Consider the following 12,615-nt stretch of genomic DNA (forward strand, 5'->3'; position numbering starts at 1 on the left):
TTATCACATTATATCACTTCAGTTTTTATTTTTCAAAATATTTTTTACATTTTTACGAGCTTTTGTTCTTCGACTTCTTTTGCCCTTTGAATAGCACGATATATAGAGTATCCACTTACTTCTTGAAATTCTTTATCAATTTTCTTTTCTTCTGCTTTCGATGGAACAATCTCTTTAAAACGACGATATAAACCCATTAACTCTTCTCTTATAATCCCTTTTTCATAAGCTTTCTCAATCGCTTCATAAAACTTAACAATTGTAACCATTTCCTCATTTGACCAATCATAATCTAACGGATATTGATATTCCATTTCGCACCTCATTTATCATTTCTTCTTGTTTCATTATGCTATCTTAAAGAGAATATTTTATTCTTCATTATAGCCACTCTGCATTATACACTATTTATTCATTTTAATGGAATTGTCTTCCTCTATTCATTAGTTGAGGCTAACTATTAAACATACTCACCTTAAAAACATTTTTTTCTATACATCTATAATTATTGGTGATATAATGCTTTTGTTTTATAGAAAATAAAGTGAAGCTACCATCTCAAAAACGATTTTTTGAATGGCAGAAAAACAAGCCTTATTCTAAAAAAGGCTACACTTTTTTAGAGCAGGATTATATAAAACAAATTACACTAAATATTATGAAGAAGAAGGGGTGTATAGATTGTCCCAATACGAAACACCATTGTTTACCGCTTTAGTTGAGCACAGTAAGCGAAATCCAATTCAATTCCATATTCCTGGTCATAAAAAAGGACAGGGCATGGATCCTACATTTCGCGAATTTATTGGGCATAATGCATTAGCAATTGATTTAATTAATATTGCGCCACTCGATGATTTACATCATCCAAAAGGTATGATTAAAGAAGCACAGGATTTAGCAGCCGCTGCATTCGGTGCAGATCATACTTTCTTTTCTATTCAAGGTACAAGTGGCGCTATTATGACAATGGTGATGAGCGTTTGCGGTCCTGGTGACAAAATCCTAGTACCACGAAACGTGCATAAATCAGTAATGTCAGCTATTATTTTCTCAGGTGCAAAACCGATTTTCATGCATCCTGAAATCGATCCGAAGCTCGGTATTTCTCATGGAATCACAATTCAATCTGTCAAAAAAGCACTTGAAGAGCACTCAGATGCAAAGGGCTTACTTGTTATTAACCCAACGTACTTTGGGTTTGCTGCAGACTTAGAACAGATTGTACAATTAGCACATTCTTATGACATCCCTGTACTAGTCGACGAGGCTCATGGTGTTCATATTCATTTTCACGATGAATTACCTATGTCAGCGATGCAAGCTGGTGCGGATATGGCAGCAACAAGTGTTCACAAATTAGGAGGCTCTTTAACTCAAAGTTCTATTCTTAATGTGAAAGAAGGCTTAGTGAATGTAAAGCATGTCCAATCTATTATTAGCATGCTTACAACTACATCAACTTCTTACATCTTGTTAGCATCCCTTGATGTTGCGAGAAAACGTCTTGCTACAGAAGGAACAGCACTCATAGAACAAACAATACAATTAGCTGAGCATGTTCGTGATGCTATAAATTCTATTGAGCATCTTTACTGTCCTGGAAAAGAAATGTTAGGTACAGATGCTACCTTTAACTATGATCCTACAAAGATAATTGTATCTGTAAAAGATTTAGGTATTACCGGCCACCAAGCTGAAGTATGGCTTAGAGAGCAATATAACATTGAAGTAGAACTCTCAGATCTATACAACATACTATGTCTTATCACTTTGGGAGATACAGAAAGTGATACAAATACACTTATTGCAGCTTTACACGATTTAGCAGCAACATTTAGAAATAGGGCAGATAAAGGTGTTCAAGTACAAGTAGAGATTCCAGAAATTCCAGTGCTAGCACTTTCTCCTCGAGATGCTTTTTATTCGGAAACAGAAGTCATCCCATTTGAAAATGCAGCGGGTCGTATTATAGCTGATTTTGTTATGGTTTATCCGCCAGGGATTCCAATCTTTACTCCGGGGGAAATTATTACACAAGAAAACTTAGAGTATATTCGGAAAAACTTAGAAGCAGGTTTGCCTGTACAAGGTCCTGAAGATATGACATTACAAACATTACGTGTTATTAAAGAGTACAAGCCTATCAGTTGATAGGCTTTTTTTTCACCTTTTTTCCTTTTCTTCATACGATACTTAAGAATGTAACGTATAGGTGGGGATACTATTATGATTGTAATAGGCCGTTCTATTGTACATCCTTATATTACAAATGAATATGAGCCATTTGCAGCAGAGAAACAACAAATTTTATCAATAATGGCAGGAAATCAAGAAGTTTATTCCTTCCGAACAGCTGATGAACTCAGCTTTGATCTCAATTTACGAGTTAATATTATTATCTCTGCACTAGAGCTTTTTCAAAGTGGATTTCAGTTTCGCACATTTCAACAATCCTTTTGCAACCCCCAGTATTGGAAAAGAACATCCCTTGGAGGATTCGAGCTTCTTCCAAACATACCATCTTCTATTGCCATACAAGATATTTTTAAAAATGGAAAACTATATGGAACTGAATGCGCAACCGCTATGATCATTATTTTTTATAAAGCTTTACTATCATTGTATGAGGAAGAAACTTTCAATCGTCTATTTGCAAATCTTTTACTTTATACATGGGACTACGATCAAGATCTAAGGCTCATAACAAAAAACGGTGGCGATCTTGTTCCAGGTGACCTCGTTTACTTTAAAAATCCACAAGTGAATCCAGCTACGATTGAGTGGCAAGGAGAAAACACAATCTATTTAGGAAATTTCTTTTTTTACGGACATGGCGTGGGTGTAAAAACAAAAGAAGAAATTATTTATTCATTAAATGAACGAAGAGTCCCTTACGCTTTTATTTCAGCTTTCTTGACCGATACTATTACCCGTATCGATAGCCGTATAATGAGCCAATATGCTTCTTCTAGTACACCACAGACATCCATAAGCTTTATTCCAATTAGAGATGATGCAATCGTTGCAACAGTTGGTCATACAACTACAATTTATTAAAAAAGCGCCTACACATGTAGGCGCTTTTTCTTATTATTAAGCTTTTGTATGTTCTTTATGGTCACATTCGCAATGAGATCCACATTTCCCGTATAGTACTGTTGATTTTTCATCTTCAAAATGTCCAATTGTTCCTTCACATACTTGGCATACGATTGTTCCCATTTTCATTTCCCCCTGAGTTTTAATAGTAATCTATTTATTTATCATTAAGCTTTCGCATTATCTTTTCTAGCACAGTCACAATTTGTTCCACATTTTCCGTAAAGTACCGTCGTTTTCTCATCTTCAAAATGTCCGATTGTTCCTTCACATACTTGGCATACGATTGTTCCCATTTTCATTTCCCCCTAAGTTTATGGTCCTAAAAACTTTTAGCTGTCCATTTCCTATCAATTATTGGGCTTTTGTATGCTCTGTGTGATCACATCCGCAAGATCCACATTTCCCGTAAAGTACCGTTACTTTCTCATCTTCGAAGTGTGCAATTGTACCTTCACAATCTTGACATACGATTGTTCCCATTTTTCATTTCCCCCTAAGTTTATAATCCCAAAAACTTTTTGTAACCGCTTAACTTTCTGTCTTTATTTTAATATGTTATACTTTTTACGTCAATAGGTTTTTAGTATAACACATTAAATATTTTTAATTTAAATTAGTATGCGATATTAAAATAAAAAAACAGCCATATTTATAAGTACGACTGTTTCACATTAATTATTCTTCATATTCCGCATGTAAAGAAGTTGACGGAACTAGAAATTTAAAAAACTGAGCTAACTCCTTTGCTTCCTCTTCTGATCCTAATTTAAAAATCTCCTGTATATATTGAATATTCTCTACATCATCTCGTCCGAGTAAAGTAGACCTTCCTGTTTGCATACAAACAATGAGCGGCTTTCCAAAAAACATATTTGTATAAATAACACCAAAATCATAACGTGTATCATGTGTCATAAACCCTAAAAATCGTACCTTCACACTTTCATGCTCATCATACAATTTTTCAAACATTGGTTTCCACCTTTCTACATCACGTTTCATTAATAGTATATTAAACAAAACATGTAATACTCCTTTTAATTGTCAAAAAATTCAGTAGGATGTAGAATGATAGTATTCTACTAAGCTAGGGGGAACTTATATGCAACACGCCTTTATTACGCTTGTACCGAAATCCAACCAACAATCAGTTTCAATAGATGATATAAAACAACTTTTTCATTATTATAAAACAGTTACTTCTAAAACTGGTGCCCAAATTAATTACACGTATACAAATACCGCTTTTCCTTATGAAATTTTAGATACATCTACAACAACATTAAAACTTCAATCCACTCACGACCGGTATGACTCAATTTATATTGGTGTTGGTATAGAAAATGAACAATCTTTCATCCAAGTTTCTTTACCACCTAATGCAACATTTGGTGACAAAGGGAAAGCAAATGAATTTTGCCGTTTTTTAGCGAAGAAATTAGAAGGAGAGTTACAATTATTTAATGGAAGAACAATGTATTTTTATAAACGCTAATTTAAAAAATAGATAATATGATTAAAAATAATATACAATTCGAACATGTAAGAAATAAAGCTTGCTTTCTTACGTGCAATACAAAATATGCTATTACATAGGCTAAATATAGAAATACGAAAAAAAGAATAACTTTATAATGAAACTTATCACCATTCGATAATGTTAATACAGTGGAAAAGCCACTCCATAGTAGTAAATGATAAAATATAACATGTAATATTTTCATGGAACCTTCTCCTTTGACATGCTCTATTTTATTAATATATGGGGGTAAGTTTGAATCAATTACATATTATAGGATGATATATATTACCTTCGAAGTAAGTTAAGCCTGAATCATTTGTTAAAGTATTATATATTCATTCGACAAGTACGTTTAAAGACCTTGCAAGTCATTTGATGAAAATAAAAATAGCCCCTCTCTTACAATAAGAGAAGGGCTATTTACATTACTTAAATTATTTTACAATGTGAATTGGCATTCCAAGAGCAACTTCAGCTGCTTCCATTGTGATTTCACCTAATGTTGGGTGAGCATGGATTGTTTGAGCGATATCTTCAGCTGTCATTCCAGCTTCGATAGCTAAACCAATCTCAGAAATAATATCAGAAGCACCTGCACCTGCAACTTGAGCACCTACAAGAAGACCATCTTCTTTACGTGTTACAAGTTGTAGGAAACCGTCAGTGCTGTTTAATGATAATGCACGACCGTTAGCAGCGAATGGGAACTTAGATACAGTTACAGTCATTCCAGCTTCTTCAGCTTGTTTTTTAGTGTAACCAACAGATGCTAGTTCTGGATCAGTGAAGCATACTGCAGGAATTCCGATGTAATCGATAGCTGATGCATGGCCACTAATTGCTTCTACAGCTACTTTACCTTCGTAAGAAGCTTTGTGAGCTAATGGTGGTCCAGGAACGATATCACCGATTGCATAGATGTTTGGTACATTTGTACGACATTGCTCATCGATTTCGATGATGCCGCGGTCAGTCATTTTAACTCCAACTTGCTCAAGACCGATTTCTTGAGTGTTTGGACGACGACCTACAGTTACTAATACGTAATCTGCTTCTACAGTTTGGATTTCACCTTTAACTTCAAAGCTAACTTTTACGCCAGTTTCTGTTTCTTCAACGCCTTTAGCCATAGCTTTTGTATGGATATTTACGTTACCTTTTTTCTGTAGAGCACGTTTAACAACAGAGCTCATAGCTTTTTCGAAACCAGCTAAGATTTCGTCGCCAGCTTCTACTACAGTAACTTCTGTACCGAAGTTAGCATATGCAGTACCTAATTCCATACCGATGTAACCGCCGCCGATTACAACAAGTTTTTTAGGAATTTCAGGTAAGCTTAAAGCACCTGTAGAGTTGATAACACGTTTAGAGTATTTGAATCCTGGAATTTCGATTGGTGTAGAACCAGTTGCAAGAACAGCATTTTTAAACGTATAAGTTTGAGCTGCATCTTCAGTCATAACGCGTAATGTATTAGCATCTACGAAGTAAGCTTCACCGCGAATGATTTCAACTTTGTTACCTTTAAGAAGGCCTTCAACACCGCCAGTTAATTTCTTAACTACGCCGTTTTTCCATTCTTGAACTTTTGTAAAGTCAACTTTTACGTTTTCTGCAGTAATACCCATGTCATCAGAATGCATTGCATTCTCATAACGATGACCTGCATTGATTAACGCTTTTGAAGGAATACATCCAACGTTTAAGCATACGCCACCAAGGTTAGCTTTTTCAATGATTGCTACCTTTTGACCTAATTGTGCTGCACGAATTGCCGCAACGTATCCACCAGGACCTGCACCAACAACGACTGTATCTAATTCAATTGGGAAATCTCCTACTACCATTGTTATTACGCCTCCATTACTAATAATTGTGGGTCATTCAATAGACGTTTAATTTGGTTTAACGCTTTTTGAGCAGTTGCACCGTCAATTAAACGATGGTCAAAGCTTAGAGATAATGCTAATACTGGAGCTGCAACGATCTCACCGTTTTTCACAACTGGTTTTTCAGCGATACGGCCGATACCAAGGATTGCTACTTCTGGGTGGTTGATAACTGGAGTGAACCATTGTCCACCTGCAGAACCAATGTTTGTAATTGTGCAAGAAGCACCTTTCATTTCAGCTGGAGCTAGACGACCTTCACGTGCTTTACCAGCAAGATCATTGATCTCGTTAGAGATTGTGAAGATAGACTTACGATCTGTATCTTTAACAACTGGTACTAATAGACCTTTGTCTGTATCAGCTGCGATACCGATGTTGAAGTAATGTTTATGAACTACTTCTTGAGATGCATCGTCTAAAGAAGTGTTTAACATTGGGTATTCACGTAATGCAGATGTTAAAGCTTTAACAACGTACGGAAGGTAAGTTAATTTAATACCTTTGTCAGCTGCTACTGCTTTGAACTTCTTACGGTGAGCAACAAGTTCTGTTACATCTACTTCGTCCATTAATGTTACGTGAGGAGCTGTGTGTTTAGAGTTAACCATTGCTTTCGCAATCGCTTTACGGATACCACTCATTTTCTCACGAGTTTCTGGATATTCACCAGCTGGGATTGGTTGTGCTTTTGGTGCTTCTTCTTTCGCTGCTGCTGGAGTAGCTTCTACTGCTGCTGGAGCCTCAGTTGCTGCTACAGTTTGTCCACCATTTGCAAATGCATCGATGTCAGCTTTTACGATACGGCCATTCTTACCAGTACCAGCTACTTTATGAATGTCTACACCTTTTTCACGAGCGTATTTACGAACAGATGGCATAGCAATTACGCGCTCATTTACTACTTCTGCAGTTGCTGCTGGAGTAGCTTCCGCTGCTGGAGCTTCTACTGCTGCTTCTTCAGCTTTTGGAGCTTCATCATGATCGTCACCTTTAAATTTAAGGTTTTCGTATCCAGGAGCATCAAATTTAATTAATGTATCTCCTACGATTGCAACTGTTCCTTCTTCTACAAGTACTTCAAGTACTTTACCTTTAACAGGAGAAGGGATTTCTACTACTGCTTTATCATTTTGTACTTCAAGAAGTACATCGTCTTCGTTTACTTCATCGCCTGGTTTAATAAACCATTTTACGATTTCACCTTCGTGGATACCTTCACCGATATCTGGTAGTTTAAATTCAAATGCCACGGAATTCAGCCCCCTGATTCATTTCATTATTATGGAATATGTACAAAAGAAACCAGCATGTGCTGATTTCTTTTGCACATGAAAAGCTAAAAATTAGAAGTTCATTACTTTGTTTACAGCTTCAACAATATCTTTGTGGTTTGGTAACCATACGCTCTCTGCTTGAGAGAATGGGAATACTGTATCAGCAGCTGCAACACGTACAACTGGAGCTTCTAAGTTTAAGATTGCACGGTCGTTAATTTCCGCTACAACGTTAGCTGCAATACCAGCTTGTTTTTGAGCTTCTTGAACTACAACTACGCGACCTGTTTTTTCAACAGAAGCGATGATTGTTTCGATATCTAATGGTTGAACTGTACGTAAGTCAACAACCTCTAAAGAGATACCTTCTTTTTCAAGTTCTTCAGCAGCTTTTAATGCAGCGTGAACCATAGCACCGTAAGCGATAACAGATACATCTGTACCTTCACGTTTGATATCAGCTTTACCTAAATCAATTGTGTAATCACCTTCTGGTACCTCTTGACGGAATGAACGGTACAATTTCATATGCTCTAAGTAGATAACTGGATCGTTGTCACGAATCGCAGAGATTAAAAGACCTTTAGCATCGTATGGAGTAGATGGAATAACAACTTTTAGACCAGGTTGTTGAGCCACTAATCCTTCTAAGCTATCAGCATGTAGTTCAGGAGTATGAACACCACCACCGAATGGAGAACGAACTGTTACTGGAGCAGTCCAACGTCCACCAGAACGGTAACGCATACGAGCTAATTGACCAGAAATTGAATCCATTACTTCATAAACGAAACCGAAGAATTGGATTTCTGGAACTGGACGGAATCCTTCAAGTGCAAGACCAACTGCAAGTCCACCAATACCAGACTCTGCAAGCGGAGTATCCATTACACGATCTTCACCAAATTCAGCTTGTAAACCTTCAGTAGCACGGAATACACCGCCGTTTACACCAACGTCTTCACCAAATACAAGTACGTTAGGGTCATTTTTCATTTCAACGCGTAAAGCATCAGTGATTGCTTGAATCATTGTCATTTGAGCCATGGCTTACTTCGACTCCTTTTCTTTGTAGATTTCATATTGTTCAGCTAAGTTGTAAGGCATTTTTTCGTACATGATTTCCATTAAATCAGTTACTTTTTGTTTTGGAGCTTGGTCAGCCTTAGCAATTGCTTGTTTGATATCTTCTTTTGCTTCTTCGATTACTGTCTCTTCAACTTCTTGAGACCATAGGCCTTTAGCTTCTAAGAACTTACGGAAGCGTACGATTGGGTCTTTTTGTTCCCATTCGTTTTCGATATCTTTTGTACGGTAACGAGTTGGGTCATCACCAGCCATTGTATGTGGACCGTAACGGAATGTTAAAGTCTCGATTAAAGTAGGGCCTTCGCCATTTACTGCGCGCTCACGAGCAAAAGCAGTTGCTGCGTATACAGCTAATGGATCCATACCGTCTACTTGAATTCCGTAAATACCTGCTGCTACTGCTTTTTGTGCTACAGTTTTAGCTGCAGATTGCTTTTCTACTGGAGTAGAGATTGCATAACGGTTGTTTTGAACAACGAAGATTGCTGGAGCTTTGAATGCACCTGCAAAGTTCATACCTTCGTAGAAGTCACCTTGTGAAGCACCACCGTCACCAGTGTAAGTAATTGCAACAGATTTTTTACCACGTAGTTTCATACCTAACGCAACACCAGCAGTTTGGATGATTTGCGCACCGATAATAATCTGTGGAGCTAATGCATTTACATTCTCAGGCATTTGGTTACCCATGAAGTGTCCACGAGAGAATAAGAATGCTTGGTATAATGGTAATCCGTGCCATACTAATTGTGGTACATCACGGTATCCTGGTAAGATGAAGTCTTCTGCTTCAAGTGCGAAATGACTTGCTAATTGAGAAGCTTCTTGTCCAGCTGTAGGTGCGTAGAAACCTAAACGTCCTTGACGGTTTAAAGAAATAGAACGTTGATCTAATACGCGAGTATACACCATACGACGCATTAATTCTTTTAATTGATCATCAGATAATTCAGGCATAGCTGCTTCATTCACAACTTCACCGTTTTCATTTAAAATTTGTAATGTTTCAAATTGAGCTGCGATAGCTTTCATTTGCTCATCAACATTAAATAGGGTCTTTTTTGTTTTAGTACCCATTCCGTTCACCTCTTCCTCTCTTGAACCATATTCTGAAACGCTTTCACTGGCTATTTTCCAGTTTAAAAAGCGCAACGATGTAAACCAACATGTTTGTATGTCGGTTGAGAATAATTTTGTGTACCTAACAATCTGTACTAATGTTTTTTCAGAAACATATTAATACAATCTTGATCACGTTTTTTAGTTTACAACTATTCTAATTACGATGTCAATTACTTTGAATACGTTTTTTTATAAATAATATGCAGGTTTCTACTACACAAACGTGTTTTTATTTTTTACATCTGTATTAGTAAGCATTGACCTACTGTTATATTATTCCCTTTTTCACTTATTTTTTCTCTTAGAATAATATGTAAACGATTTAATTCTCTTTAGTTTTTCTCTCTTCGTAACAAAAATATACAAACTACTCTTCCTTTTTTAGGTAAATACCTATACATTTCTACCCTCTCTTCCATACATTATAGTAACCGCAGTATTAGCGGGAAATGATAAAGGAGGTCATCTCATGTACGGATACTCATATTGCTATCCAACTTGTTCATATCCTTCCTACGGTTATGGCGGTTCTTGTGGCGGGTCTGGACGCGGCTTCGCCTTAATCGTTGTGTTGTTTATTCTTTTAATTATCGTTGGTGCTGCTTGCATTCGCTAATGTAAAACGAAACAACTATGGAAAGAAAAAGACGGCTTTGCTGTCTTTTTCTTTTTATCACATACATAACTACTCTATAATAGAACAATTTCCAAAATGCCTTCCCTTTCTTGCCGATGACTTTTTCCATCTCCTTTGGTAGACTAAAGAGGAAAGGAGAGATTACATATGCTTACAATGAAAGATGTTATTCGCGAAGGAGATCCTATTTTGCGCAACGTTGCAAAAGAGGTGTCATTACCGGCAAGCGAAGAAGATACAACTACCTTAAAAGAAATGATTGAATTCGTAATAAATAGCCAAGATCCTGAAATGGCTGAAAAATATAGTTTACGCCCTGGAATCGGATTAGCGGCTCCGCAAATCGGTGTTTCAAAAAAAATGATTGCAGTTCATGTAACCGATGCGGATGGTACATTATATAGCCATGCATTATTCAATCCAAAAATCATTAGCCATTCTGTTGAACGTACATATTTACAGGGTGGTGAAGGCTGTCTGTCTGTAGACCGCGAAGTACCTGGTTATGTTCCTCGTTATACAAGAATTACAGTAAAAGCAACTTCTATTAACGGAGAAGAAGTAAAATTACGTTTAAAAGGTTTACCAGCAATCGTATTCCAACACGAGATTGATCATTTAAATGGCGTTATGTTCTATGACCATATCAATAAAGAAAATCCTTTTGCCGCTCCTGATGATTCCAAACCTCTAGAGCGATAATAATAAAAAGGCGGAAGTTAATCTTCCGCCTTTTTATTATGAAATGGGTTCCATATTCACTTATAGCAATCCAGCCCACTTTAGTCCATGATATATACCGTCTTCATTAACATCCTTTGTCACATGATTTGCAAGTTTTTTCAAGTCTTCATGGCCATTTCCCATCACAATACCTGTGCCAACGGCTTCGATCATTTCTAAATCATTTAAGCCATCTCCAAATGCATACACTTGATCACGATTAAAACCTAACTTTTCAATGTATTTCTCAATTCCCTTTGCCTTAGAACCACCATTCGGAATGATATCCATTGAATATGCATGCCAACGAATAAAATGAAAATCTGGATAATGATTAATAAACTTTTCCTCTTCATTTACTTCACAAAAAAGTAGTGTTTGATAAATATTACGTTCCTCATAAAAATTAGGCTCATATGCTGGATGCTCAAAGTTTAAGCTTCCAAAGCCTTCTTTCACATAATCATGATATTCCACTGATGCTCTCATATCTTGATGGTCAAGATATACAAGTGGATATCCTTCTTGTTTTGCAAACTGAGTAAACCTATGTAAAGCATCTGGATGTAACGGATTATTAAATATTACCTCATCTTCAAAGACAACATATTGTCCATTAAAACTAACATAATTATGTATATTAAGTTCCCTGCGAATATCTTCGAACATAAATGGCGCGCGCCCTGTCGCAATTGCTACATGTACACCTTTTTCTTGTAACTGTTTTACTGCATCTCGTGTAGATTGCGGAATTTTTTTATCATGATCTAATAATGTTCCATCAATATCAAAAAAGACAATTTTATCATTCATTTGTCAAAATCCTTTCTGGGACTCTATATTCCTATTTTGAATATCACTTTTCAAATTCTAAAAAAAAGTATAACATATTAAACATCTGTGAAGAAAGCGTTCCCTTTCTGACCTTATTTGTAAACTTTGCATATATATATTAGTAAAACATGTAGATACTTGTTCGGATGAATTTTCTTTTCCATTCTTCCTCATACTATACCTATAACTAACGGCTACTGATCGTTACTATAGAATAACTTTCACTGTATGGGAAAGGACAAGATTCACCATTCACTTTTGTCCTATCTCTTATATCAGAGATAGAGTTTTCACTAGTAATAGGCATGTTTAAAATAAGGAAAGGAAGGAGTAATCATGCTGAAGAAGCTGAAGAAAAAGCTCAAGCGTTATTTAAACGGTCTAGTCCGTAAAAAGACAATCGCTTAAATTGTGCCC

At 36.3% G+C, this 12,615-nt stretch carries 16 protein-coding genes; 5 read left to right on the forward strand and 11 right to left on the reverse strand.

Features of this window, described 5'->3' with window-relative positions; all coding sequences use genetic code 11:
• Positions 1-44 precede the first annotated feature (44 nt).
• A complete protein-coding gene (locus tag D1166_RS07530) occupies positions 45-314 on the reverse strand; it encodes a UPF0223 family protein (RefSeq protein ID WP_000456552.1) in 270 nt (89 codons plus the stop codon).
• A 367-nt stretch (positions 315-681) separates the two neighbouring features.
• On the opposite strand from D1166_RS07530, the gene speA reads away from it, so the two are divergent.
• Both speA and D1166_RS07540 read left to right on the forward strand, forming a co-directional pair.
• The gene (gene speA, locus D1166_RS07535) at positions 682-2,154 is read left to right on the forward strand and encodes an arginine decarboxylase (protein WP_000084898.1); all 1,473 of its coding nucleotides are present in this window, start codon (positions 682-684) and stop codon (positions 2,152-2,154) included.
• A 75-nt stretch (positions 2,155-2,229) separates the two neighbouring features.
• Positions 2,230-3,060, forward strand: coding sequence for a protein-glutamine gamma-glutamyltransferase (locus D1166_RS07540; RefSeq protein WP_000635342.1), 831 nt, complete (start codon positions 2,230-2,232; stop codon positions 3,058-3,060).
• Positions 3,061-3,096: 36 nt separating this feature from the next.
• Here the strand turns inward: D1166_RS07540 and D1166_RS07545 are convergent, their stop codons facing one another.
• The 4 genes from D1166_RS07545 to D1166_RS07560 form a co-directional block, all read right to left on the reverse strand.
• Positions 3,097-3,225, reverse strand: coding sequence for a GapA-binding peptide SR1P (locus tag D1166_RS07545; protein ID WP_000536796.1), 129 nt, complete (start codon positions 3,223-3,225; stop codon positions 3,097-3,099).
• A gap of 44 nt (positions 3,226-3,269) precedes the next feature.
• Entirely contained in the window at positions 3,270-3,398 is a 129-nt protein-coding gene (locus D1166_RS07550) for a GapA-binding peptide SR1P (protein WP_000536803.1), read from the reverse strand.
• A gap of 58 nt (positions 3,399-3,456) precedes the next feature.
• The gene (locus D1166_RS07555) at positions 3,457-3,585 is read right to left on the reverse strand and encodes a GapA-binding peptide SR1P (RefSeq protein WP_000536778.1); all 129 of its coding nucleotides are present in this window, start codon (positions 3,583-3,585) and stop codon (positions 3,457-3,459) included.
• Between the two features lie 195 nt (positions 3,586-3,780).
• Positions 3,781-4,077: a DUF3055 domain-containing protein gene (locus D1166_RS07560; RefSeq protein WP_033683945.1), complete on the reverse strand. Its 297-nt coding sequence runs from the start codon at positions 4,075-4,077 to the stop codon at positions 3,781-3,783.
• A gap of 130 nt (positions 4,078-4,207) precedes the next feature.
• On the opposite strand from D1166_RS07560, the gene D1166_RS07565 reads away from it, so the two are divergent.
• Entirely contained in the window at positions 4,208-4,600 is a 393-nt protein-coding gene (locus D1166_RS07565) for a DUF1885 family protein (RefSeq protein ID WP_001163302.1), read from the forward strand.
• Between the two features lies 1 nt (position 4,601).
• Here D1166_RS07565 and D1166_RS07570 read toward each other — a convergent pair whose 3' ends face one another.
• From D1166_RS07570 to pdhA, 5 genes are all read right to left on the reverse strand, one after another.
• On the reverse strand, positions 4,602-4,829 hold the full coding sequence (locus D1166_RS07570; RefSeq protein WP_000697469.1) for a hypothetical protein: 228 nt from the start codon (positions 4,827-4,829) through the stop codon (positions 4,602-4,604).
• Positions 4,830-5,061: 232 nt separating this feature from the next.
• On the reverse strand, positions 5,062-6,474 hold the full coding sequence (lpdA, locus tag D1166_RS07575; protein ID WP_000260104.1) for a dihydrolipoyl dehydrogenase: 1,413 nt from the start codon (positions 6,472-6,474) through the stop codon (positions 5,062-5,064).
• Positions 6,475-6,479: 5 nt separating this feature from the next.
• Positions 6,480-7,769: a pyruvate dehydrogenase complex dihydrolipoyllysine-residue acetyltransferase gene (gene pdhC, locus D1166_RS07580; RefSeq protein ID WP_000863419.1), complete on the reverse strand. Its 1,290-nt coding sequence runs from the start codon at positions 7,767-7,769 to the stop codon at positions 6,480-6,482.
• 93 nt (positions 7,770-7,862) lie between these two features.
• Complete coding sequence (gene pdhB / locus D1166_RS07585; protein ID WP_000068168.1) at positions 7,863-8,840, reverse strand: pyruvate dehydrogenase complex E1 component subunit beta; 978 nt, start codon at positions 8,838-8,840, stop codon at positions 7,863-7,865.
• A 3-nt stretch (positions 8,841-8,843) separates the two neighbouring features.
• The gene (pdhA, locus tag D1166_RS07590) at positions 8,844-9,959 is read right to left on the reverse strand and encodes a pyruvate dehydrogenase E1 component subunit alpha (protein WP_000536895.1); all 1,116 of its coding nucleotides are present in this window, start codon (positions 9,957-9,959) and stop codon (positions 8,844-8,846) included.
• A gap of 514 nt (positions 9,960-10,473) precedes the next feature.
• On the opposite strand from pdhA, the gene D1166_RS07595 reads away from it, so the two are divergent.
• The gene (locus D1166_RS07595; RefSeq protein WP_000274562.1) at positions 10,474-10,620 is read left to right on the forward strand and encodes a YjcZ family sporulation protein; all 147 of its coding nucleotides are present in this window, start codon (positions 10,474-10,476) and stop codon (positions 10,618-10,620) included.
• Between the two features lie 168 nt (positions 10,621-10,788).
• Positions 10,789-11,343: a peptide deformylase gene (gene def, locus D1166_RS07600; protein WP_097856054.1), complete on the forward strand. Its 555-nt coding sequence runs from the start codon at positions 10,789-10,791 to the stop codon at positions 11,341-11,343.
• A 60-nt stretch (positions 11,344-11,403) separates the two neighbouring features.
• On the opposite strand, the gene D1166_RS07605 is transcribed toward def, so the two are convergent.
• The gene (locus D1166_RS07605) at positions 11,404-12,177 is read right to left on the reverse strand and encodes a Cof-type HAD-IIB family hydrolase (protein ID WP_000998279.1); all 774 of its coding nucleotides are present in this window, start codon (positions 12,175-12,177) and stop codon (positions 11,404-11,406) included.
• Positions 12,178-12,615: the final 438 nt, after the last annotated feature.

Source organism: Bacillus sp. ISO11 (assembly GCF_003458115.1).
In the GTDB taxonomy this organism is placed as follows: domain Bacteria; phylum Bacillota; class Bacilli; order Bacillales; family Bacillaceae_G; genus Bacillus_A; species Bacillus_A cereus.

Excerpts from the sequence above, each read along its gene's own strand:
- D1166_RS07530 (WP_000456552.1), bottom strand. The coding sequence starts at position 314 with ATGGAATATCAATATCCGTTAGATTATGATTGGTCAAATGAGGAAATG.
- D1166_RS07540 (WP_000635342.1), top strand. The coding sequence starts at position 2,230 with ATGATTGTAATAGGCCGTTCTATTGTACATCCTTATATTACAAATGAA.
- D1166_RS07545 (WP_000536796.1), bottom strand. The coding sequence starts at position 3,225 with ATGGGAACAATCGTATGCCAAGTATGTGAAGGAACAATTGGACATTTT.
- D1166_RS07550 (WP_000536803.1), bottom strand. The coding sequence starts at position 3,398 with ATGGGAACAATCGTATGCCAAGTATGTGAAGGAACAATCGGACATTTT.
- D1166_RS07555 (WP_000536778.1), bottom strand. The coding sequence starts at position 3,585 with ATGGGAACAATCGTATGTCAAGATTGTGAAGGTACAATTGCACACTTC.
- D1166_RS07560 (WP_033683945.1), bottom strand. The coding sequence starts at position 4,077 with ATGTTTGAAAAATTGTATGATGAGCATGAAAGTGTGAAGGTACGATTT.
- D1166_RS07565 (WP_001163302.1), top strand. The coding sequence starts at position 4,208 with ATGCAACACGCCTTTATTACGCTTGTACCGAAATCCAACCAACAATCA.
- D1166_RS07570 (WP_000697469.1), bottom strand. The coding sequence starts at position 4,829 with ATGAAAATATTACATGTTATATTTTATCATTTACTACTATGGAGTGGC.
- lpdA (WP_000260104.1), bottom strand. The coding sequence starts at position 6,474 with ATGGTAGTAGGAGATTTCCCAATTGAATTAGATACAGTCGTTGTTGGT.
- pdhB (WP_000068168.1), bottom strand. The coding sequence starts at position 8,840 with ATGGCTCAAATGACAATGATTCAAGCAATCACTGATGCTTTACGCGTT.
- pdhA (WP_000536895.1), bottom strand. The coding sequence starts at position 9,959 with ATGGGTACTAAAACAAAAAAGACCCTATTTAATGTTGATGAGCAAATG.
- D1166_RS07595 (WP_000274562.1), top strand. The coding sequence starts at position 10,474 with ATGTACGGATACTCATATTGCTATCCAACTTGTTCATATCCTTCCTAC.
- def (WP_097856054.1), top strand. The coding sequence starts at position 10,789 with ATGCTTACAATGAAAGATGTTATTCGCGAAGGAGATCCTATTTTGCGC.
- D1166_RS07605 (WP_000998279.1), bottom strand. The coding sequence starts at position 12,177 with ATGAATGATAAAATTGTCTTTTTTGATATTGATGGAACATTATTAGAT.